The sequence below is a fragment of the Paenibacillus chitinolyticus NBRC 15660 genome (assembly GCF_000739915.1).
Classification (GTDB): domain Bacteria; phylum Bacillota; class Bacilli; order Paenibacillales; family NBRC-103111; genus Paenibacillus_F; species Paenibacillus_F chitinolyticus.
The window spans coordinates 53,425-75,210 of sequence record NZ_BBJT01000018.1; the positions used below are offsets into that span (position 1 = coordinate 53,425).

General features: G+C 50.1%; 20 protein-coding genes. 6 read left to right on the forward strand and 14 right to left on the reverse strand.

Annotation, left to right across the window (positions count from 1 at the left end; translation table 11 throughout):
• Positions 1–14 precede the first annotated feature (14 nt).
• Positions 15–1,148: a sensor histidine kinase gene (locus tag PCH01S_RS26885; protein WP_042235076.1), complete on the reverse strand. Its 1,134-nt coding sequence runs from the start codon at positions 1,146–1,148 to the stop codon at positions 15–17.
• Positions 1,141–1,836: a response regulator transcription factor gene (locus tag PCH01S_RS26890; protein WP_042235078.1), complete on the reverse strand. Its 696-nt coding sequence runs from the start codon at positions 1,834–1,836 to the stop codon at positions 1,141–1,143. Before PCH01S_RS26890 ends, PCH01S_RS26885 begins: the two co-directional genes overlap by 8 nt.
• Positions 1,837–2,051: 215 nt before the next feature.
• On the opposite strand from PCH01S_RS26890, the gene PCH01S_RS26895 reads away from it, so the two are divergent.
• The 4 genes from PCH01S_RS26895 (at position 2,052) to PCH01S_RS26910 (ending at position 7,606) form a co-directional block, all read left to right on the forward strand.
• Positions 2,052–3,008 carry a D-alanyl-D-alanine carboxypeptidase family protein gene (locus PCH01S_RS26895; RefSeq protein ID WP_042235081.1) on the forward strand — a complete coding sequence of 319 codons (957 nt, stop codon included), beginning with the start codon at positions 2,052–2,054 and terminating at the stop codon, positions 3,006–3,008.
• Positions 3,009–3,398: 390 nt separating this feature from the next.
• Positions 3,399–4,154, forward strand: a complete 756-nt coding sequence (locus PCH01S_RS26900; RefSeq protein WP_042235083.1) for a LytR/AlgR family response regulator transcription factor — start codon at positions 3,399–3,401, stop codon at positions 4,152–4,154.
• Entirely contained in the window at positions 4,141–5,433 is a 1,293-nt protein-coding gene (locus tag PCH01S_RS26905) for a sensor histidine kinase (RefSeq protein WP_042235085.1), read from the forward strand. The genes PCH01S_RS26900 and PCH01S_RS26905 overlap by 14 nt, the downstream gene beginning before the upstream one ends.
• Before the next feature lie 121 nt (positions 5,434–5,554).
• Positions 5,555–7,606, forward strand: coding sequence for a serine hydrolase domain-containing protein (locus tag PCH01S_RS26910; RefSeq protein WP_042235086.1), 2,052 nt, complete (start codon positions 5,555–5,557; stop codon positions 7,604–7,606).
• An 80-nt stretch (positions 7,607–7,686) separates the two neighbouring features.
• On the opposite strand, the gene PCH01S_RS26915 is transcribed toward PCH01S_RS26910, so the two are convergent.
• From PCH01S_RS26915 to coxB, 12 genes are all read right to left on the reverse strand, one after another.
• The gene (locus PCH01S_RS26915; RefSeq protein WP_042235089.1) at positions 7,687–9,069 is read right to left on the reverse strand and encodes a TraB/GumN family protein; all 1,383 of its coding nucleotides are present in this window, start codon (positions 9,067–9,069) and stop codon (positions 7,687–7,689) included.
• A 97-nt stretch (positions 9,070–9,166) separates the two neighbouring features.
• Positions 9,167–10,483, reverse strand: a complete 1,317-nt coding sequence (locus tag PCH01S_RS26920) for an ABC transporter permease (RefSeq protein ID WP_042235092.1) — start codon at positions 10,481–10,483, stop codon at positions 9,167–9,169.
• Complete coding sequence (locus tag PCH01S_RS26925; RefSeq protein ID WP_042235095.1) at positions 10,476–11,378, reverse strand: ABC transporter ATP-binding protein; 903 nt, start codon at positions 11,376–11,378, stop codon at positions 10,476–10,478. Before PCH01S_RS26925 ends, PCH01S_RS26920 begins: the two co-directional genes overlap by 8 nt.
• Before the next feature lie 39 nt (positions 11,379–11,417).
• Entirely contained in the window at positions 11,418–12,362 is a 945-nt protein-coding gene (locus PCH01S_RS26930) for an ABC transporter ATP-binding protein (protein WP_042235097.1), read from the reverse strand.
• A complete protein-coding gene (locus tag PCH01S_RS26935) occupies positions 12,355–12,870 on the reverse strand; it encodes a GntR family transcriptional regulator (RefSeq protein ID WP_042235099.1) in 516 nt (171 codons plus the stop codon). The genes PCH01S_RS26930 and PCH01S_RS26935 overlap by 8 nt, the downstream gene beginning before the upstream one ends.
• A 51-nt stretch (positions 12,871–12,921) precedes the next feature.
• A complete protein-coding gene (locus PCH01S_RS26940) occupies positions 12,922–13,659 on the reverse strand; it encodes an ABC-2 transporter permease (RefSeq protein ID WP_042235101.1) in 738 nt (245 codons plus the stop codon).
• 360 nt (positions 13,660–14,019) lie between these two features.
• Positions 14,020–14,475, reverse strand: a complete 456-nt coding sequence (locus tag PCH01S_RS26945) for a DUF420 domain-containing protein (protein WP_009671726.1) — start codon at positions 14,473–14,475, stop codon at positions 14,020–14,022.
• 54 nt (positions 14,476–14,529) lie between these two features.
• Positions 14,530–15,354: a cytochrome c oxidase assembly protein gene (locus PCH01S_RS26950; RefSeq protein ID WP_042235104.1), complete on the reverse strand. Its 825-nt coding sequence runs from the start codon at positions 15,352–15,354 to the stop codon at positions 14,530–14,532.
• Between the two features lie 101 nt (positions 15,355–15,455).
• Positions 15,456–15,767 (reverse strand): cytochrome C oxidase subunit IV family protein, encoded by a 312-nt coding sequence (locus PCH01S_RS26955; protein ID WP_042235106.1) that lies wholly within the window; start codon positions 15,765–15,767, stop codon positions 15,456–15,458.
• 1 nt (position 15,768) lies between these two features.
• Positions 15,769–16,389, reverse strand: coding sequence for a cytochrome (ubi)quinol oxidase subunit III (locus PCH01S_RS26960; RefSeq protein ID WP_042235108.1), 621 nt, complete (start codon positions 16,387–16,389; stop codon positions 15,769–15,771).
• Positions 16,386–18,209, reverse strand: a complete 1,824-nt coding sequence (gene ctaD, locus PCH01S_RS26965) for a cytochrome c oxidase subunit I (RefSeq protein ID WP_042235125.1) — start codon at positions 18,207–18,209, stop codon at positions 16,386–16,388. Before ctaD ends, PCH01S_RS26960 begins: the two co-directional genes overlap by 4 nt.
• Before the next feature lie 95 nt (positions 18,210–18,304).
• Positions 18,305–19,303 carry a cytochrome c oxidase subunit II gene (gene coxB / locus PCH01S_RS26970; protein ID WP_042235110.1) on the reverse strand — a complete coding sequence of 333 codons (999 nt, stop codon included), beginning with the start codon at positions 19,301–19,303 and terminating at the stop codon, positions 18,305–18,307.
• A gap of 297 nt (positions 19,304–19,600) precedes the next feature.
• On the opposite strand from coxB, the gene PCH01S_RS26975 reads away from it, so the two are divergent.
• Positions 19,601–20,275: a hypothetical protein gene (locus PCH01S_RS26975; RefSeq protein ID WP_042235112.1), complete on the forward strand. Its 675-nt coding sequence runs from the start codon at positions 19,601–19,603 to the stop codon at positions 20,273–20,275.
• Between the two features lie 171 nt (positions 20,276–20,446).
• A partial coding sequence (locus PCH01S_RS26980; RefSeq protein ID WP_053228797.1) for a DEAD/DEAH box helicase occupies positions 20,447–21,786 on the forward strand: 1,340 nt, incomplete at its 3' end.

The following is a 21,786-nucleotide window of genomic DNA, read 5'->3' on the forward strand; positions in this document are numbered from 1 at the left end:
AAATAAAATTTTTCTTAAATCGTTCGCTCAATAGGTGCCGACGTCTCGTTGTCCGAATGATTTTTCGGCAGCCGAACCTCGAACAGCGTCCGGACCGGATTACTTTGAACCGAAACCGTACCGTTATGGCGTTCCACAATGTTCTTCGTGATGAACAAGCCTAGTCCCGTACTTCCCGTCCGATGATTGCGCGCTTGATCCGCCGTATAAAACATATCGAAGATACGCGGTAGCTCCTCCGGCGGAATGCTGTCCCCATAGTTGACGACCCGAACAACCGCCTCTTCTCCTTCGGACGCCGCGATAACGTCGACATACTGCCCGTCGCTGCCGTAGCGGATGGCGTTTGTCAGAAGGTTTTCAAACACGCGGGCAAGCAGCTCCCCGTCTCCCCACAGATGCAGCGGCTGATCCGCGTTTAATCTCAGCGTGAGCTGATTTTTCTCAAACATCGGGTACAATTCCTCGTTCAGCTGGATAAGCAGCTCGCCGAGATCGAGCCGGTTTCTCTCGACCTTGAGCATGCCGTAATTCATCCGGGTAATTTCAAACAGTTCATCCACAAGCTTCTCCAGTCTCTGCGACTTGGTAAACGCGATCTGGGTAAAATGCCTGACCTGTTCGGAGGATAATTCCTTGTCCCGCAGTATAAAATCCAGATAGCCCAGCACGGAAGTAAGCGGAGTACGCAAATCGTGCGCCAGATTGAGCACCAGCTGATCTTTGCTGCTTTCCGCAAAATCGCCCCGGTTTACGGCTTCCTGCAGCTTCTCGCTTGCGAGATTAATGTCTTTGGCGATATCTTCGAATTCATCGTTGGAAGCCACGTGAACCCGGCTGTTGAAGTCGCCGCTGGCAAGACGATGGATTCCGTCCGATATTTCCCGGAAATAGACCGCGTAGGATCTCGTAAAGAAAAAGAAAAACAAAATTACCATAGGGATAAAAAACAGCAGAAAAAAGTTGATATCCCCGATCTTGTGCAGAAACAGGCGGAAATAAGCGAGCGGGTCCTCAAATTTGACCTGGGAACGGTAATAAATCTGAAGAACTTTATAGATCAGATAAGTAATAAGGCCGGCCAGAAGCATACTTATCCCCAGCAGCAGAATCATTTTGGTCCGGAAGCTCCGTATCATGTTAGGCATTGAACGTGTACCCTACTCCCCAGATCGTTTTAATCAATTTGTTCTTACTCACATCTTCCCCGAGCTTTTTGCGGAGAGTGCGGATATGAACCATGACCGTGTTCCCTCCTTCATAGTAAGCGCCTCCCCATACCTGCTGGAAGATGTTTTCGACGCTGAACACTTTCTTCGGATATCTCGCCAAAAGGTACAAAATATCGAATTCCTTCGGGGTTAGCTCGATCAGATTTCCGTACAGGCTGACGGTACGCTGCTCCGGATATATCACCAATCCCCCCGACTCCAGGATCGGTTTGTCTGCTGCAGCCGCCTGATTCATCTGCAGAAACCGGCGCAGGTGGGCATTCACCCGGGCGACCAGTTCCATCGGGTTAAACGGCTTCGTGATATAATCGTCCGCGCCTCTGACGAGACCCGAAATTTTATCGAGGTCCGTCGTTTTGGCGCTCAAAAAAATGATCGGCATATTGTGTTTCTCCCGGATTTGGTGCGTCACTTCGTAACCGTCCATTTTCGGCATCATAATATCCAAAATCGCCAAATCTATCGAATGGGTCTGAACCGCTTGTAGAGCGTCGTGCCCGTTATGTGCTTTCACGCAGTCATATCCTTCTTTATTCAGATGCATCTCTATTAAATCCGCAATTTCCACTTCATCATCGGCGATCAGTATGGTGATGCGCTTCATGCGATCCTCTCCTTCGATTCCACGATTATTCCAATCTGTCTGTCCCTTTATCATACTCATTTTTTCCGGTAAGGACAGGCTGTTATTATCCCGGCGATGAATTCATAGAGAATCGTAATAATTTCGAAAGTTTTTCTTAGGAAGAAGTTAACTGTTAGGCTTCATAATACTAGACAGCTGAAGCCTCGTGAGAATTGAGAGGAGAAACGTTATTTATGAACTTGAAAACGATCCTGCTGGGTGGAACTGCCGCCGCTATTATACTGGTTATGGCCTGGAATTTCCTAGATCTTACCCGGCATCGTTTAGCATCCCCCGTACCAGAGTCGTCAGTATCCGAACCCGTTATATCCGAACCGGCTGCCGGCAAATCGGGAAAAAATCAGCTTGTTAACGAGTCCATAGAAGGGGAAGCCGCCGTTCTGATGGATGCCGAAACCGGAAAACTATTGTTCGGCAAAAATAAAGACCTCCGCCTCTATCCCGCAAGCACGACCAAAATCGTAACGGCGCTGGTGGCTCTCGAAAAAGGCGGACTCCAGGACTCGGTCACCGTCGGTGATGAAGTCCGTTTAACTACTAAGGGAGAGAGCACGGCGGGCTTGCAGGAGGGCCAAACCCTTACGCTCCGGGACCTGATCGTTGCCATGATGCTGCCCTCGGGCAACGATGCGGCCAGAACGGTCGCCCGCTATATTGCGGAGAAAGACAGCGGCCGCAAGCTCTCCGCGCAGAAGAGCATCGATTATTTTGCCGGTCTGATGAACGCGAAAGCGTCCAAGCTCGGCGCCAAAAAGAGCCATTTTACGAATCCGCACGGGCTGCACGATCCGGGACATTATACGACTGCGGGCGATATGGCCCTACTAAGCCGCGAAGCCATGAAGAACAAAGTGTTCAGCTCCATCGTCAGCGAACCTAAGCAGGCCGTCGCCGTATCGTCCGGTTCCCTTACTTACGTGAACCGCAATCAGCTTCTTCAGGAAGGAAGCGAATTTTATGTGCAGGGTGTAAACGGGGTGAAGACGGGCTTTACGGATGAGGCCGGTTATTGTCTCGTATCCTCGGCAACTTTGAACGGCAAGAAATTTATCGGCGTCGTGCTTCATTCGAGCTCGGGCGGCGTCTATACGGATACCCGCTCCCTATTGGAGTACGCAAAGAACAGATAGGTCCGTTCGACTGCCGCCTGTATCGGGCGCTGCCATAAGCGTATATAAGATCCGCCCGGAACTCTGCTTCCCGGGCGGATTTTTCGTGTCAGGCTGCGACTTCGCTCCGGCTTCCTCTCTGTAGATTCGGTCTACCGGCTTCCGATGCCGCCGACGATTTCGTCGCAATGCTCCCGCAGAAGCGGGTCGCATATCCATTCCCGTGCGTACCCGATCGTTTTCGCTGCCGAGTAAACCGTAAAGAACGATTCCGGACCGGCCGCACCTTCAAAAGGGATTTGAGGGATTCAAAAGTGCGTTTCATCCAAAAAGGATCTATGCAAAATCAAAAAATTATATCATGCTTAGATAGAGTGCCAATTAATGGAATGAAACTGAGGGGTTATTCTTATGTATAGAGTGGCTATTTGCGACGACGAGGAAAAACAAAGAGAGCTTGTCAGAAACATTCTGATCACTCTCTCGATAAAAACCAATATAGAATTTGAAATCGAATTATTCGGCTCGGGCGAGCAGCTCTCAGCCTATTATGAGCGCCGGGAAACCCCGTTCCATATTTTACTGCTGGATGTTGAAATGGGCGGGATTAACGGCATTCAAACCGCCCGGAAAATAAGAGAGTTAAATAACCTGGATGAACAAATTATTTTTCTGACCGGCTACCCCGAATATATGGTAGAAAGTTTTGACGTCATGACATTCCAGTATCTGATCAAACCCGTCGCCCCCTCGGTCTTGGAGGAGAAAATCATTAAGCTGTGCCAGTACTTCCAAGCCCTTGACAAAAAATTTATGGTCATCAAGTCGGCCTATGACGAAGTCGTGATCAAATACGACGACCTCATTAGTATCGAAGCCGCCAAAAGCTTAACGATCAAAAGCAAGCTCCATTTTACGACCGTTAATCAAACCTATGAAAGCAAAGGAACGATTTCAGATTATGCGCTTGCCTTAAAAGATCATAAATTTCTGCAAATCCACCGATCCATTATTATTAACCTACTGCATGTGAGAAAGTTTGCCAAGGGAGTTGTCCTCATGTCCAATGGCACGGAATTACCCATAGGCCGTTCTAAAGTTAAAGAGGTTAAAGATGTATATACCAAATTTATGATTATGAAGGTCGATGGCTATGAGTCAAACTAATTTTCCCATTTTCTTTAGCATGGTGGTTGTAATGGCCGTCCAAATTAATTTTTTCTTCAACTCGGTTTTCGATAAAACCACGCACAAACGCAACCGTTTCATTTACTTCCTTATTTTCGGGCTGCTCGATTACCTGTACCTCCTTACTCCCTTATCGCCTGCGTTATCTTCGCTTGTATCCTTGTTTCTCATCTTTACTATTGCGCTCTCTTATCAAGTGGAATTTAGAATGAAGCTCATTTTTTCCATGCTTTACGGCGTTTTGATGTCTATCTCCAATACGATCTCCCTTTATATTTTATACACGCTGGATCATGTTGAATTTGACACCCTTGACCTTGTCACTCAGCCCGCCGCTCAAACTTCCTACACGAAACTTATTTTCCTCAGCTGCATGATCATGTTCGTCGTCATTCAGGTTATACGGCTCATTGCCAAACGCAGAAGCTTCTCTTTGCCTTATCGTTACTACGTCCTATTCCTGGTAATTCCGCTCCTAAGTTTCTATCACCTGAATATTCTAACGTATAAGAGCTTCTATTCTTTCCTTTCCGCCATCGGCTTTCTTTTCTTAAACGTGATGATTATCTATATTTTTGATACGATTATGGATAAATTTCAATTCATGCACGAGAACGCCCAGCTCCAGCAGCAAATGGACTATCAGGATGCGAATTACGAGAAAGTCGTTCACAGCTTCAAATCTATCAAACGAATCATTCACGATACGAACCAGCAGTTTTTATATATCGAAGAGTGCATTAAGCGAAATGAGCCGGCGGCGGCAGTGGAACATATTAAAACGACCTTAAACAAGGTCGAGGGAGCCTATCATAGGGTGAATACGGGAAATCTGGTGATTGACGCCCTTGTCACCAATACACTTGATATCGGGCAAGCTAATGGGATCCGAATCGATACCAGGCTTAACCTGCGCTCGCATGAAATCCCTATAGACCGTTACGATTTATGTGTCGTTATGGGAAATATGCTGGATAACGCGATTGAAGCTTCCAAACATATCAAGATCGCGGAAGACAGGTATATTCTTATCAAAATACATGCGACCGAGTCTGCCCTTCTCATTCACATCTTGAATCATATGGAGAAGGAGGATGCCCGCTTGCACAGCCAGAAACCAAACCCCGAATTTCACGGGATCGGATTAACCAATATCGCCAGAATTTGCGACAAGTACGGCGGACATATGACGCTTGAAACGAAACACAAACAGTTTAATAATATGGTTCTCCTGCCCTTCTTAACGAACAATCCCTAGACAACCTGCTGTTTAGGGATTGTTTTTTTCGTTTCAGGGCCTTTTCCCATCTTGCTACCATTTTCCATATATGATTAATTCAGCAAGTAAATTCAAACTGAACCGCAAGGAGGAATTATTCATGAAGAAGATGGTTTCCGTATGGATGACCACCATGCTTTTAACGGTACCGGTCGCCTCTGCATTTGCTCAAACGACTCAGGATCCAGTTAAGGAAAAGGCAAAGATACTGGCTTCGAAGATTGTGTCCGACTATGGGGTAAGCGGGATACAGTATGCGATCAGGGATCACGGCTCCGTTGTTTTATCCGGCAGCGCGGGTGTAAAAGATAAAGCTGCCGACAGCCCGGTAACGAAGGACACGATGTTCGGAATAGGTTCTATAAGTAAAGTGTATGCAACGGCGGCAGCGTTGAAGCTCGCGGATACCAATCGGATTGAACTCGATAAACCGCTGACCACGTATTTGAAAGACTTTAAGATGGCCGACGAACGGTACAAAAAGATTACACCCCGCATGTTGATGAATCATTCTTCGGGCCTTTACGGCAGTCACTATGAGAACGGCTTTTTGTTCGATGACAATGATACGAGAACGCATGATGAATTATTGGCCAAATTACGATCCGAACACTTAAAAGCAGATCCCGGTGAATTTTCGGTCTATTGCAACGATGGTTTTCAGCTGCTTGAAATCTTGGTTGAACGTATAAGCGGATTAAGTTACAGCGAGTTTCTTAAGACCCATTTTAGCAAGCCTCTCGATTTAAACTCTACTAAAACACCGCGCGATACATTTGATAGAACCAAGCTTGCAAAAACGTATGCGCCTGAGATCGATCAGGCTTTGCCTGTAGAAAATGTCAATCTCATCGGGACGGGAGGCATTTACTCCACAGCTGAAGAAGTAAGCAAGTTCGGCGATGTCCTAATCGGTAACCGGACGGATATTTTATCCGAGAAGTCGGCCAAGGCTATGCAAAGTCATGAGTATAGAAAAGGGGTGTGGGTACCGGAAGAGACCAACAGCTTGAACTATGGTCTTGGTTGGGACGCCGTCAAGTTAGCTCCGTTCGATGATTACGGAATCACGGCGCTATCCAAAGGCGGAGACACGCAAGCGTATCACGCGACTTTGACAGCCCTGCCGGAACATGATATTTCTATAGCCGTGCTTTCGTCAGGAGGATCTTCAGCCTACAATAGTGTGGCGGCAACGAATATTTTATTGGAATACATAAAAACGAAAGGCATCATTAAAGAGATTTTGCCTGAAAAAACATTTCCGCCGGCCGTGAAAGTGGATATGCCTTCGGAACTGCAAGCTTACTCCGGATTATACGGCGCTACCGATAAAATGATAAATCTGGAGATCAAGAACGGGGAGATAGATTTATCCGCTGCAGGAGGATTAATTCCGTCCCAAAAATTTGTCTATACGGGCAATGGACAATTCAAAAACAAAGAGGGGAATCTTACCGTAAGCTTTGACCGGGCGAAGAACGGAAAAACGTATTTGAAATTTAACGGGTACCTGAGCTTTCCCGGATTAGGTCAAATGGTTATGGCTACATATGAATATCAGAAGCTGGACCGCAACCCTCTGGACCCTGCAACCCGAAAGGCTTGGGACCAAAGAAACGGGAAGCGTTACTACGCCTTGGATGAAAAAATAACTTCCGTCGGTTATGGGAACCAAGCGCTTTTAACCAGAGAAATAACCGTTAATGCCGATCTCGGATACGCCTCCGGCACTAAAATTGTGAACCCGAATAAAGCCGTCAACGCAGTGACTATTCCACTCATAAACGGTAGAGACTCTTTTGACTTGAATTTTTATAAAAAGAATCATACAGAGTATTTAACCATCGCCGGACAATCGTATATCCATGAAGATGGTGTTCAGCCCTTCTCCCAAGGAAGCTCCGCAATTCGCAGCATATCATCCAATGGTCAGGCCGCATGGTATAAGATTGATAAACAATCAGCCGGCCGGGTGTTGACCGTTAAAGCTCCGGCAAGCGGAGGATTCGCCGTGTATGACGCGAAGGGAAAGCTTGTGAACTTCTCCAAGATAAGCAAAAATTATTCGGCCGTACTGCCTGAGGGCGGGCTGATCGTTTTCGGCGGTCATGCAGGCGATGTATTCAAAATTGATTTGAAGACTAAATAAACCGAGATAGCGAAGAAACCAGGCAGCGGACCGCTGCCTGGTTTCATTTTTAATAAATGGATCTCTAAGGCTCTTGAACGTTATTTAACCGGCTGAACGTCATAACCTTTCGCTTTCAACTGGTCGATGACCATATCTTTCACCACATAATGCGCGGAGCCGACGACTACGAAAGAGGTCCTTTCCCCGTCTTTCTCCAGAAGATCCGCAATCTTCTTGGCCATGTTTTTGTCGCGCTCGCCGATCAGTTTCTTGTTAAGCTCGCCTTCCATCAAGCCGCCCCGGACAAGTCCGTCCGCTACGCCTTTCGCATCGCCCTTACTCCAATCCAGTTGAAGCTGTTTGAAGGAGTCGGCCCCTTCCTTGCCTCCGTCCGCAAGCAGAGTATCCAGCAGGCTGTTCAGATCCTTCTCCTGCGCTTCGGGAGTTAAGGAGTTGAACACGTCCGCTTGCAGCTTGATTCCTTCCAGTTCATGGACCGGTTTGCCCGTCAGCAGCGCTTTAGTGAGAAAATAATGATCAATGCCGGATGCGGATGCCGCTGTAATTTGATCGGGCTGGTCGAACAGGGAAAGCATGGATAAGTTGCTGGAGACGGCAAAGGGCTTATACCCGTCGAGCGCCTGCTCCGGAATCTCCATTTTTTTAATTACTTTTTGCAGCTTCTCGTACGTTTCTTTCGACACATGATCCTCGATCTTCGAGCCGTCGTCATACACCATCAGATTGGCGAAATAGCTCATATCCCCGGATAAAGTATCGGCTTCCACCCACAGATCATCCGAAGCTTCGAAGGCTTCTCTTATGTTTTTCTGGAGCGGGTACATCTCGGGGATTCCCAGGTGGACCGACCCAAGCAGGTACAGCGTGTTATTGTTATGCTTCACCTTCCAGAATACGCCTTTCGCTCCCTGTCCGGCCGTATCGTAACTGAATTCCACCAATCTCGAGGCGAGTACGGCGGCCTGTTCGGCCGTACAAGGCTGATCGAGCTCCAGTCCTTCGCTTGATCCCTGCACGATGCCTTTCTGCTGAAGGTATTCGATCGGTGAAGAAGACCCGATCCCGAAAGCGGCCGGCAGCTCGTAGCGGGCCAGTAACCCGTGCATGGCACGCATAACCGTGTCTCTGGTGATCACTTTATTTTCCAATACCGGCAGAGGGAGATCTTTTTTACTGAAACCGAGCTGATCGAGTTTGGCCCCCGTGCTTTCGATTAACGATTTAACCTTTACAGCGTCAATCGCTTCTTGAAACTTGCCGTCATAGTACCAGCCTACCGGGTAAATCCCATATTTCTCTCCCTCGTTAAGAGTAGAGAGGGACCACGTGCTGATGGATGGGGTTGGAGCAGGAGGTTGCTCTGCCCTTACGGTTAGATTTGTTCCCCCAAGCAGAATCGTAACCCCTAATAAACCGGCTGCCGTCTTGCGGCTCCACTTGCTCCATAGATGACTTTTCATGTTCAAACATGCCTCCTAAACTTAGATGAGAAAAATAGCTTCAAATCGGGTGTTAACCCGTTACTGCTACCTGCGGAAACGGATGTGCGGATGCGTCTTACGCCTGAAAAGCCTTCATCGCTTTCCGCAGTTCCTTCCAGGACGGGCGTTTGCCGTACATCAACACGCCGGTGCGGTAAATTTTCGCCGACAGCCAGCCCAGCACGAAGATCGAACCGAGCATGATCGCGATCGAGATCACGATTTCCCACCAAGCCGGGCTTCCGAGACCGATACGCAGGAACATGATAAGCGGCGAGAAGAACGGGACATACGACATCGCGATGACGAACGGAGCTTCGGGATTCTGCAGCCCGAACATAGCCGTCATAAAGGCGATGATGATAAGCAGCGTGACCGGCATAACGGCCTGCTGCACTTCCTCGCTGCGGCTGACAAGCGAACCGATCGCCGCGAAAATAGTCGCGTAGATAAAGAACCCGCCCAGGTAAAACAGAAGGAAGTAACCGAGCAAACCATACGGGATCAAGGATAAATCCAGATCCATCGACTGCAGCGCCGCCCCGTTCCAGGGAAGCATCAGGTTCACGGCTACCACTACGCCGAACACCACATTTTGCAGCAGTCCCATCAGGCAGATGCCGATGATTTTGCCGAACATCTGCTTAAGCGGCGAACCGCTGGAGATCAGAATTTCCATCACACGCGAGCTTTTTTCCGCGGTGATTTCGGTGGAAACCATGCTTCCGTAGCCGATTACGCTCATGTAAAGCAGGAACAGCAAAGCATAGACCAGGATAAAAGCAATTCCAAGCTCCTCCTTGGATTTAGCCGGCGTTTCCGCTTCCTTCAAGGCTACCGTTTCCGTCGTCAGATTGACAGGCTCCTGGATCTTCGCCAGCACGGCAGGCTCTATGCCTGCTTGAGTAATCGCGCTGTTCGTCTTGATCGTCTGGAGAGCCGCTTTCAGAAGGCCGGCCGTCTCATCGGTGCCCGGATTCATTGAGAATCCGCTTGCTCCCGTTTGATACAGAAGCTGCGGGAATTCTCCCGCGCCTGCCGGTTTAGCGGTCAGTACACCTTTGACATCCTTGTTTTTCAGTTTTTCACGGATCAATGTAGCATCCGCCTCCGCACCGCCCTTGCTTTCCAGCGGTACAATTTCAATGGTACTGGCGCCTACCTTGGCAGCGGCAAAATACTCCGTCAGCTTCTGCTGAATATCCGTACCGTTAGCCATCACCCCGATTTTGACCGCTTCCTTGCCGTCTTCTTTGGAAAATTGCTGGATGATAGCCGGGAGATTCACGACGGCCGAGATCAGCAGCACAAAAATAAGCGTCGTAATTTTGAACGACTTCGTTTTTAACCGGTTCAAGAGGGTAAACCGGATCACGGTCAGCATGCTATTCATGAGACGATCCCACCTTTGCGATAAAGATTTCGTTCAACGTAGGCTCCATGAGCTGGTAGCGGTAAATATCCGTCTCTGCGGCCGCGTGGGCCAAAATACGCTGTGCGGCGCCGGCTTCCCGGATACGGATCTCGTAGCCGTTCAGATGCTTTTCCACGGAAGTGACTCCTTCGATCGTCTCCAATCCGGGGACCGCCTCCTTCGTTTCCAGAAGAACGCGCTCTTTCGGGAACGACTGCTTGATCTCGCGCAGGTTGCCCTGCAGCACCGTGTTGGATCTATGCAGGATGCAAATATTTTCGCAAAGCTCTTCGACATGATCCATCCGATGGCTGGAAAACAGAATCGCTTTTCCGTTGTCCCGAAGCTCTTTGACCGTTCCTTTCAGAAGCTCGACGTTAACCGGGTCCAGACCGCTGAACGTTTCGTCCATGATAATGATCGACGGGTCGTGCAGAACGGACGCGATAAACTGGATTTTCTGCTGGTTTCCTTTGGACAGCTCCTCTACCCGCTTATCGTAGTATTCGGGCACTTCGAATTTGGCCAGCCATTCCTTCAGCGTCCGGTCAGCCTCCTTCCGCTTAATGCCCCGGAGTTCCGCCAGGTAAATGAGCTGCTCCGATACTTTATATTTCGGGTACAGTCCCCGTTCCTCGGGAAGATACCCCATCAATCTGCGCAGCTCGTCGCCGTACCCCTTGCCGTTCCAGCGGATGGTTCCTCCGTCGGGATAGATAAGTCCGAGCGACATACGCATCGTCGTCGTTTTTCCCGCGCCGTTTCCTCCGAGCAAGCCGTAAATCTCTCCGGGCTTCACTTGCAGAGAAATTCCGTTGACGGCCGTTTTCTCTCCATATTGTTTCGTCACGTGTTCCAGTTCCAGCGGCAACATAGTGATTGCTCCCTTCTCGATCAAATGGTTGATTTTTCTCTATCGCTCTTTGTTTTCTGCCTTTTTCTCTATCTTCTCCTGAGCCAAAAGCTCCAAAATATCTTCAAGATCCATAGCGGTCGTCCGCACCGGTGCGTTACCCTGCGAGGCAAGCGCCGCTTCCGTTGCGCTGGAGGACCGGGATATAATCGGGATCAGCCCTCCGTGCTCTCCGTTGCCCACCGACACTACACCGGGCAGGGGACCTGAAGACGGCTGCGGCGTTTCGCGGACCCATACACACTTCCAGTCATCCAGCAGTTGATCCTTCTCATAGACACCGATAAGACGGCCCCGGTTGATATACACGATGTAGTCCGCAAGCCGCCGGACCTCCTCCATCACATGGGTCGAGAAGAAAATGCTCCGGCCTTCCCGCTCCATAAACTTGGCGAGATGCTCTATCATCCGCTTGGTGGCGAAGGGATCCAGACCGGACGTCGCTTCGTCCAGCAGCAGCAGCTCAGGCTCGTAGGCGGCTGCCAGAATGTAGCTCAGTTTGCGCTTCATTCCCTTGGACAGCGTCTTCAACTTCAACTTGCCGCTAAGCTCAAACTCTTCCGTCATGCTGCGATAGAGCGTTTCGTTCCACGTCGGATACCAGCGGCAGACGAAATCGTGAAGCTCTCCGATCGTCGTGCAGCCGAGATCTTCCCAGTTCGATTCCTCCGGCACATAACCGATACGTCTCTTGATGTCGGCTTCAGTATCGTCCTCTCCGTAAGGCCTGCCGAGCAGCTCCACCTTACCGCTGTCCGCTTTGGTCAAATTCATGAGCAAGCGGAAAAGCGTGCTTTTACCGGAGCCGTTTTGCCCGACCAGAGCCACCACTGTTCCGGTTTCCACCTCCAGTTCGAGCGGCCCGAGGCGCATATCGCCCAGCATCTTTTCCACCCCGGACAGCCGGATGGCACAATCGTCGTAACGCTCAGCCTCCCTATTCATTCCCGCTTCCCCCTTCTTCCGGTTCGACGGCAGCTTTGGCCAAACCAGGGACTTCCGTAGTTGAACCTTTAATTTCCGGGTTGTCCGTCCCCCGCTGACGATTCACCGGTGTTCCTTGTCCCTCATTCGTAATTTCCAGCAAAGCCTCTTCAAACAACTGCTTGAGTTCCTCAATGGTACAGCCGACACGCAGTCCGCTGCGCAGAGCATCTTTCATCGCTTCCACCACCGCTTCCTTCCGGTATTGCTCTCGGGTCACTGTTCCCACTTTGGCGACAAAAGTGCCGGTTCCCTGACGGGTCCTCAGAATCCCTTCGTTCTCCAAGTCCTGGTATACACGCCGGATCGTAATGACGCTGCAGGACAAATCTTTCGCAAATTCGCGGATTGAAGGCAGCAGTGTCCCTTCGGGCAAATGCCCGCTGAGGATCAGTTCTTTGAGCTGAACTTGAATCTGATGATATAACGGCTCCGGATTATCCGGTGAAATTTGGATCGGAATATGCAACTGCATCACCTGCTTTCAAGCTTTCGTCATTTTCGGCAAAAGGTACGTCACTCATGATGCAAACAAATCCCGGTGTCCGATCTTTCTCCCGAGAATCTTCCAGGAGAACCCCAACGCAGTCGCACCGATTATGAGCGAACAGGCCGGCACAATCACCCCGTATCGTTCAATACTGCTTATCGCAAGAGGCCATACCATGTAATTCCCGGTCCACCAGAGCAGAATGGAAAGGATCAGCGTGGCCAAGAGCATCAGCAGACTGAAACGGAAGAAGACTTTCCCGCGCATCGACAATTCTCCATAAAGGTAAAATGAACCGACGGCCAGCACCGCTCCCCACCAGAAGAAAATCATGCCCAGCCACGTCCCCCACCCCACCGGTTCAACCCATTGTAAGGACATCATCACGCGGATTCCCACATGCAGAAGCAGAATAAAAAAGCTTGAGTACAGAATGTAAACCAGAAAACGGCTCGTCACGATTTCCTTGTTTGTGACCGGCAGCATTTTCAACTGCAGAATCCGCTTCGTATAGGCGTCGTTTTTCCAATAATTCATATTTCTTGTATCAATCGGGTACCCGACCACTTGAATGATCGATAGTACAAACAGGTTAAACACCACTGTCAAAAACCCGTTCACTTCGCCATGCATCGAAATTTCCGGCTTCATGAAAACAAACAGCACAAACATTGCATTCAAATAATAAAGCAGGCTCCAGATATATCCATAACGGACCATCTTAAGATCTTGTTTGGCTAGCCACCATACATTGCTCCACACGCTCATGCGAACACCTCACCGTGTTTACTGTACTCACTGTGCTTGCTGTGATTACTGTGTATATTTATATTAACAGTAAGCACACACTCCCGCAACCCCCTTTTTCCACTTTTTTTCTTCAGCTCTATTCATCACCACATACTGGCTTGCTCCCGCCTATTGTTCACTACCTTGCCTTATAAGCCCGCCTCATCTCCATTCCCACTGCTCATTGCCTCCTACTCACTTCTCATACCCACTTCTTCATACTCACTCCCTCCTTATCACTTGTTTGTTACAAAACAAAAAAACAGCCCCTTGTTTTCATTAGAAAACAAAAGGCTGTTTAATCTCGCCTACGCGGCTATGTGTAAAGCTCTAGCACTTTTACAAGCCAAAAATCGCATCGATAAGAGGTTTCGTCTCCCCGCCAGGAAACAGAATGTAGAGCAGAATGTAAACCACTACGCCCGTAGGTGCCACGAACATCCAGATGGTTGCCGTAATAGGGCCTACTTTCCGGTGGCGTATCCAGTTCTTTTTGAAAGCCAGAATCAAGGTGACGATACCGAACACGGCTCCCACCGTAGCGAGCGTAATATGGAAAAATAAAAAGATATGGTACGCAAGCTTAAGACTTTCCGGTCCGTCAAATGAAGTATTACCTTGAAAGATGGTACGCGACATATAAATGGTGAAAAAGATCAGCGCTGAGATTGCCCCCGCAATCATCAATTTCGTATGAGTCTCCCGGTTGCCCTTACGAATCTGATACCAACCGAAAGCGACGAAGATGGCGCTAATCACGATGAACATCGTGCTGATCGTCGGCAGTACATGCATGATTTAAATCCCATCCATTCCCTATATTAAGACGCAGAGTCAGTGGCCAAATGCTTAAGCCGTCGTCAGACCGTTGTTTTCCTGCAGGTCGTCCGATTCGTCCTCTTGTGCCCTCTCCGTACGATACCACTTGAAGAAAATCATAGCAAGGGCAGAACCGTAAACAATTTCTTGAATAACTTTCATCAGGACTCCGCCAAGCTGTTGGTCGTCAAGCAAAGGCAGCGCATTGAACGGGATTACGACATTCGCATACATCGCATAGATCGGTTCGCTTGCGAAAATAATGAGCGCACAGGCCGGAGTGAGCAAAATTCCGTTCACCGCGATATAAGCCAATTTCATCAGGCTGGACAGCTTTTCGTGCTCCGGCAGCGGCGTGAAGACCGGGAACCACATGGCGAAAGCCGTAAACAGCAGAACCCCGTGATAACCGAGCAGCATCCATTCGTTTTCCATCAGGGTATCCATAATAAGCGGCAGATGGTAAATCGAGAAAAGCAGGTTAAACGCCAGAACCGAAATCAGCGGATGGGTGAAGAAACGCAGCAGACGGTTCATGACAGTCCCTTTGAAAAGAGGACGGATCAACCAGGCTGGCAGCCCATTCAAGATAAAGATCGGCATGATCAGATACAAGAGAGACTGCTGCAGCATATGAACGCTGAACAGATAGTGATGACCCAAATAGTTGATCGGGCTTCCCTGCCCGATGTAGAACAAAGCAATTCCGGTGTAGAACGAGAGCTTGACCTTGGAACTTACAGGTTCTTCTCCCGCGGCCGCTGCCCTGGAAGGAGAGGTCAAACTGCGATAGACGAGACCGACAACGACAACGAACAGCAGAATTACAGGGTTCCATAGCTCAAAAAAACCCATCGCTGTGTCAGCTCCTTTACCTTATATTTTCTTGCCCGGATGAAAAAAAGGAGCGGCCTGTTGCAACAATAGCCAACGAAGCCGCTCTTCTTCTTTTTATCTTACCACCAGGTCCAGTAAACCCCAGCGGCTACGGCCGTTAAGGCGACTATGCCACCAAAGATAATTCCCACGATCGGGAACAAGTGGCCTTTTTCCTTCATGTGCATCCAATAAGCAAGTTGAAGAGTTATTTGGATCAACGCCATGAAGATAAGGAATGCGTACAGGAAAGACTTATCCAATCCGCCGTACATGACAAGCGCGAAAGCAATCATGGTCAGGAGAATCGAAGCAATATACGAAAAGTAATGGTTAGCCGGGCTTTCCTTCTTGTAACGTTTACTTGGTGAAGTCGTTTCGTTTGTGCTCATCTTAAGGACCTACCTTCCCCATCAGATAAACGACCGTAAAGATAAATACCCATACTACGTCGATAAAGTGCCAGTACAAGCTGGCAACATAGAACTTTGGTGCGGTAACGACGGTAAGACCTTTGCGTGTTCCCTGGATGATCAGTAGAGTGATCCACAGAACCCCGAAAGCAACGTGGCCGCCGTGGAAGCCTACGAGCGTATAGAAGGAGGTTGAGAACGCACTGGTCGTAAACCCGTGTCCTTCATGGACATATTCGTAGAACTCATACACTTCAAGCCCAAGGAAGCCAAGACCGAGCAATACCGTAATGGCTAACCAAAACAGCAAGCCTTTTACGTTGTTTTTGTGCATCGCCATGATGGCGAATACACTGGTCAAACTGGACGTCAACAGGATGAACGTTGCCCAGGCGACCGTAGAAAGCTTAAACAGTTCCATCGGAGTCGGACCATCTGGAATCTGGTTCCGGAGAGCGATATAGGTGGCAAACAGCGTACCGAACAAAACCATCTCGCCGCCAAGGAAGAGCCAGAAGCCAAGAACCTTATTCTTGCCTTCCAGCGTCGCCTTCTCGGGCTCCAGTGGCAGCGTACCCGTGTCGTGCGTATGCGTGCTCATCGTTTAACCCCCTTGTCGTTAAGCTCCTCCGGTTCGATATGCCAACCGTGGTCGTCAAAGACGGAACGAAGCAGCATGCAAAGGAGTGTAATGCCGATACCCACGATACAGATCACATAGATATGGTACATGAAACCGAATGCGGAGATAAACAGCCCGAGAGCCATGAACAGCGGCAAAATCGATGGAGACGGCATATGAATCGAACCAACCGGTTCAGCCGGAGTCATCTCTTTGTTGCCGGCCATTTTTTCTTTCCACAGAGCGTCAAGACCGCGAACAAGCGGAGTTTGCTTAAAGTTGTATTCCGGTGCCGGAGAAGGAATCGTCCATTCCAGCGTACGGCCATCCCACGGGTCGTCCGGTGCATCTTGAGGTTTTCTGTTCGTCGCGATCATGTTGATGATGAACACGATAGTACCGATACCCATCAGGAATGCGCCTACCGTACTGACAAGGTTACCTGCAGTAAGGCCCGGATCGTAAGTGAATACGCGGCGAGGCATACCCATCAGACCGAGGAAATGCTGCGGGAAGAAAGTCAGGTGGAACCCGATAAAGAAGGTCCAGAAATGTATTTTACCCAAAGTTTCGTTCAGCACGCGGCCGAACATTTTTGGCCACCAGTAGTAAGAACCGGCGAACAAGCCAAGAATCAGACCGCCTACGATAACGTAGTGGAAGTGAGCGACAACGAAATAAGTATCATGATACTGGAAGTCGGCAGCCGGTACGGAAAGCATAACCCCGGTTACCCCGCCCATTACGAACGTCGGAATGAAAGCCGTTGCGAAAAGGCTGGACGTCGTAAAGCGGATTTGTCCGCCCCAAAGGGTGAACAGCCAGTTGAAAATTTTGATCCCTGTCGGTACGGCGATCGCCATCGTTGCGATGGAGAAAATCGAGTTGGCGACTGGGCCCAAGCCTACGGTGAACATATGGTGAACCCAAACCATGAAGCCCAGGAAACCGATCAGAGCCGTCGCGAATACCATCGAGCTGTAACCGAAAAGGCGCTTGCTGGAGAAGGTACTTACGATCTCGGAAATGATACCGAATGCAGGAAGAATCAGAATGTAAACTTCGGGGTGCCCGAAGATCCAGAAGAGATGCTCCCAAAGGACGGTGCTGCCGCCGCGGGCCGGATCGAAGAAGGCTCCGTCGAAGATACGGTCAAACATCAGTTCAACCAAACCTACGGTAATCGCAGGGAAAGCGAACAAGATCAGTGCGGACGTGATAAAGGACGCCCAGGTAAACATCGGCATACGCATGTAGGTCATGCCGGGTGCACGCATGTTAATGATTGTTACGAGGAAGTTAATCCCCCCGAGGAGGGTTCCAAGACCGGCAATCTGCAAACCGAGAACATAGAAATCGACCCCGGTAATATTGCCACCAACCGTAATGGCTTTCGTACTATCTACTATAGATGAAAGTGGAGCGTATGCCGTCCAACCGGCGTTGGCTCCGCCTCCCATGAACCAGGACAGGTTCAGAAGGATGCCCCCGAATAAGAAAAGCCAGAATCCAAGGGAGTTAAGAAACGGAAACGCAACGTCTCGGGCCCCTATCTGCAAGGGGATTATCGCGTTCATAAATCCGAAAATCATAGGCATGGCCGCGAAGAAGATCATCGTCGTACCGTGCATGGTTGTCAGCTGGTTGAACGTATCACCGATAAAAATTTTCAACTCTGGATTCATGAGCTGAATCCGGATGAGAATGGCTTCCAGTCCACCGATCAGGAAGAACAGTCCGCCGGCCATGTAGTACAAAATACCGATCTTCTTATGATCCACGGTGGTCAGCCAATCCATCAAGCCGGTGTACCGCTTCACTTGATGGTGTGCATGCGCATTCGCGTGGGCGTGTGCTTGTGCCAACGTTTTAACCTCCTTTTTCCTGAGAAGTCTTACTTCAAGCTGTTCAGATATTTAACAATCTCGTTAACCTGATTATCCTCAAGCGGTACTTTAGGCATTAAAGTTCCCGGCTTCTCGGCTTGCGGATCTTTGATCCATTTCTTCAAATTCTCGTCGTTGTGTTCCAGAACACCGGCGAGCATTTCACGGTCCGCATAACCGTTCAAGTTAGGACCGAAACCGAGTCCTTTCGGATCGATCGCATGGCACTGCAGGCATTTCTGTTTGAACAGCTCTTCGCCTTGCTTCGCATCTGCAGGAACAGCGGCAGGAGTTTGCATATTCGTCACCCAAGCATCAAAATCACCTTGTGCGAGCGATTTCACTTTAAAGTCCATCAAGGAGTGGGACGCGCCGCAAAGCTCCGCACATTTACCTTTGAAGACATCGACTTCGTCAGCTTTCAAATAGTACACGTTCGTCATGTTAGTGTTCGTATCCATTTTACCGCCGAGAGACGGAACCCAGAAGGAGTGAGTAACATCCGCGGAGGTAAGCTCAAGCGCGATGTTCTTTCCTGTAGGGATTACAAGATCCTGAGCGGTCGAAATGCCGAGCTCGGGATACTCGAACTGCCACCAGAATTGGTGAGCGGTTACTTTAACGTGGATAGCATCCTTATCCTGCACATAGTTCGTAGTGTGCTTGAACGTATAGTAAACCGTCGGTACGGCCAGCACGATGAGCAGCAGAATCGGAATAACCGTCCAGACAATCTCCAGCACATGGTTACCTTCCACTTGCTTCGGAATGCCTTCTTGTCCCTTCCGTTTACGGAAACGGATGATTACGAACAAATACAATGCAAATACCACTACTACAACCAGAAGCATGATGGCGATCGAGATCTTCATCAGAAACAGCTGTTCTGATGCCACCGGTCCTCTAGGTCGCAAAGCGGAAAGCGTCGGGTCTCCACAACCCGCAAGGAGGAACGTCATCACCGCAAATAGGGGGACTAGACGCCAATTCTTTTTCCATCGACTCATTGCTTATCAACCCCACTTTGTAAACCAATATTTTTACCACGAACGACAGGCCTATGTCAATCAACCTTATCACTTAATTAACTATAATTAGGTAAAACTTTTTTGTCAATTCTTCTTGGAAAGTTCACAAATTGTTCTAAAAGCTGTTACATTTTGCGATTTTTTTGTTGATTTGTCTTGCATTGATTTCCTTCCTGCTCGGTTTTTAGCATTAGGATGCATCATTGTGTCCCGTATAATTCACACCTCCCCGCTTCATCCTAAATTTACGTCAGTCTTCAACAAGGAGGAGCAATCATGAAAAAGATCATGCGCCGTTTCATCCCTGCCCTTTCCGCGGCCGGCTTCATTATTGTAACTGTATCGGGATGCTCTAATACGTATCCGAAGGAAACCAGTTACGGACACCCCAAACAGCGGATTGAGGGACAAGGCCAGAGCCGGGCTTATCAGACCCAGCAGCAGGTCAGCGCCGTTTCCCACAACAATACTTTCTTCGCGTACGATCATGAGCTGTCCACGCAAGTGGCGGCCATGCACGGGGTGATGGGAGCCATCGTGATGAGAACAGACCGAAATGCCTATGCCGCCGTCATGGTGGACAACTCCGCATCCGGAACCAAAGCGGGGCGCAGCGAAACGAAAACGCACGGACCCGGGGACAAGAAAAACCAAATTCCCCAGCCTTACTACGAGAACCTGTATACGAACGAACTCGCTTCGGACTTTATCGGCTACGTGACGGTCCAGGATCATAAAAATTTATCCCATACCTTTAAACAGGAAATAGCCCTTAAAATCAGACAGCTCGATCCGACCGTGCATGATGTGTACATCTCGGCTAACCGCGAATTCATTAACCAGCTCAACCATTATAAACTGGATGCCCTGTCAGGCGCCTCGCTTAAACCTTACGTGAACGAGTTTAATCAAGGAGCGACACGGATTTTCGGGACGAAACCGCAGCCGTAACCGTAAAAGGAGATTCATGTCAGGAAAAACTCCTTTTTATAGGAAGAAAGTCATGCGGAAGCCCCCTTCCTATTAATAAGCAGACAGAGGAAACCAAGCCATAGCTTTCCATCGTGCGGCCGTTAGGGTAGAATGGGAAGCATCCCTACATTCGAAGGAGCTTACACCAATATGTCTTTTCCATTTATAGACCTCGGCGTTCGTCCGGAGCTGTCCAAACTGCTGGCTCGAAGCGGCGTATCCGAACCGACTCCCATCCAGCAGCAGGCGCTGCCCGTCGTTTTCCGCGGCGGCGATGTGATTGCTCAGGCACAGACCGGAACCGGCAAGACGCTCGCCTTCCTGCTTCCCATGCTGGAGCGGACTAATCCCACGCGCGCGGAAGTGCAGGGGCTTATTCTGACTCCCACACGGGAGCTTGCCATACAGATCGCCGCGGAGGCCGCCAAGCTGGCGCCCGCACTCGGCATTAACGTACTGGCCGCATACGGCGGACAGGATGTCGAGAAACAGCTGCGCAAGCTTTCCTCGACAGGCGGTGTCCATCTGATCGTCGCGACCCCTGGACGCCTGCTCGATCACCTGCGCAGAGGATCCGTCGCTCTGTACAAGATTTCCATGCTGGTCCTTGACGAGGCCGATCAAATGCTTCATATGGGATTCTTGAATGAAGTCGAGGAAATCATCGCCCAGACTCCCCAGAGACGGCAGACGATGCTGTTCTCCGCAACGATGCCGGACCCGATCCGGAACCTGGCCAAGCGGTACATGGTCAATCCGGAAGAAATCCGGGTAAAAGCGAAGCAAGTTACACTCACCGAGATTGACCAGTCCGTGGTGCGCGTAACGGATCGCGGCAAGCTTGACGCCTTGTGCAGAGCCATCGATACGGATAAGCCTTACCTTGCGATGATATTCTGCCGCACGAAACGGAGAGCGGCTTCCTTGAACGCCGACCTGCAGGAGCGCGGCTACAAGTCGGACGAGCTTCACGGCGATCTGTCTCAAGCCAAGCGCGAGCAGGTCATGAAGCGGTTCCGCGACGCCAGCATCCAACTGCTGGTCGCCACGGATGTGGCTGCGCGCGGGATCGACGTGGAAGGCGTAACACACGTCTTCAACTACGACATCCCGCACGACGCGCAAAGCTACATCCACCGCATCGGACGGACGGGACGGGCGGGCCAGACCGGTGTCGCCGTCACGTTCGCCAGCCCCCGCGATCAGGTCTATGTCGACCAGATCGAGCAGGGCATCCGCCAGCAGCTCCGGCGGCAGGACGCTCCACGCCGTGAACGCGGCGAGGAGACCGACGAGCGCCGCGAGCGCGGAGGACGCAGTCCTCGCGGCGAGCGGAGCTTCGGCGGCAGCGACAGAGCGAAGCCTGCGGGCAAAGGCGGCGGGCGCTCCCGCGGCGGCGACGGAGCGGGACGCTCCGAAGGCCGCTGGGAACACCGCGCCGACGGACCGCGCGGCGGTTCGGGCGGCCGGGGCCGCGGCCGTGCGGATGC

Bases quoted from the DNA above. Each gene is read 5' to 3' on its own strand.
- PCH01S_RS26885 (WP_042235076.1), bottom strand. From the start codon at position 1,148: ATGCCTAACATGATACGGAGCTTCCGGACCAAAATGATTCTGCTGCTG.
- PCH01S_RS26890 (WP_042235078.1), bottom strand. From the start codon at position 1,836: ATGAAGCGCATCACCATACTGATCGCCGATGATGAAGTGGAAATTGCG.
- PCH01S_RS26895 (WP_042235081.1), top strand. From the start codon at position 2,052: ATGAACTTGAAAACGATCCTGCTGGGTGGAACTGCCGCCGCTATTATA.
- PCH01S_RS26900 (WP_042235083.1), top strand. From the start codon at position 3,399: ATGTATAGAGTGGCTATTTGCGACGACGAGGAAAAACAAAGAGAGCTT.
- PCH01S_RS26905 (WP_042235085.1), top strand. From the start codon at position 4,141: ATGAGTCAAACTAATTTTCCCATTTTCTTTAGCATGGTGGTTGTAATG.
- PCH01S_RS26910 (WP_042235086.1), top strand. From the start codon at position 5,555: ATGAAGAAGATGGTTTCCGTATGGATGACCACCATGCTTTTAACGGTA.
- PCH01S_RS26915 (WP_042235089.1), bottom strand. From the start codon at position 9,069: ATGAAAAGTCATCTATGGAGCAAGTGGAGCCGCAAGACGGCAGCCGGT.
- PCH01S_RS26920 (WP_042235092.1), bottom strand. From the start codon at position 10,483: ATGAATAGCATGCTGACCGTGATCCGGTTTACCCTCTTGAACCGGTTA.
- PCH01S_RS26925 (WP_042235095.1), bottom strand. From the start codon at position 11,378: ATGTTGCCGCTGGAACTGGAACACGTGACGAAACAATATGGAGAGAAA.
- PCH01S_RS26930 (WP_042235097.1), bottom strand. From the start codon at position 12,362: ATGAATAGGGAGGCTGAGCGTTACGACGATTGTGCCATCCGGCTGTCC.
- PCH01S_RS26940 (WP_042235101.1), bottom strand. From the start codon at position 13,659: ATGAGCGTGTGGAGCAATGTATGGTGGCTAGCCAAACAAGATCTTAAG.
- PCH01S_RS26945 (WP_009671726.1), bottom strand. From the start codon at position 14,475: ATGCATGTACTGCCGACGATCAGCACGATGTTCATCGTGATTAGCGCC.
- PCH01S_RS26950 (WP_042235104.1), bottom strand. From the start codon at position 15,354: ATGGGTTTTTTTGAGCTATGGAACCCTGTAATTCTGCTGTTCGTTGTC.
- PCH01S_RS26955 (WP_042235106.1), bottom strand. From the start codon at position 15,767: ATGAGCACAAACGAAACGACTTCACCAAGTAAACGTTACAAGAAGGAA.
- PCH01S_RS26960 (WP_042235108.1), bottom strand. From the start codon at position 16,389: ATGAGCACGCATACGCACGACACGGGTACGCTGCCACTGGAGCCCGAG.
- ctaD (WP_042235125.1), bottom strand. From the start codon at position 18,209: ATGGATTGGCTGACCACCGTGGATCATAAGAAGATCGGTATTTTGTAC.
- coxB (WP_042235110.1), bottom strand. From the start codon at position 19,303: ATGAGTCGATGGAAAAAGAATTGGCGTCTAGTCCCCCTATTTGCGGTG.
- PCH01S_RS26975 (WP_042235112.1), top strand. From the start codon at position 19,601: ATGAAAAAGATCATGCGCCGTTTCATCCCTGCCCTTTCCGCGGCCGGC.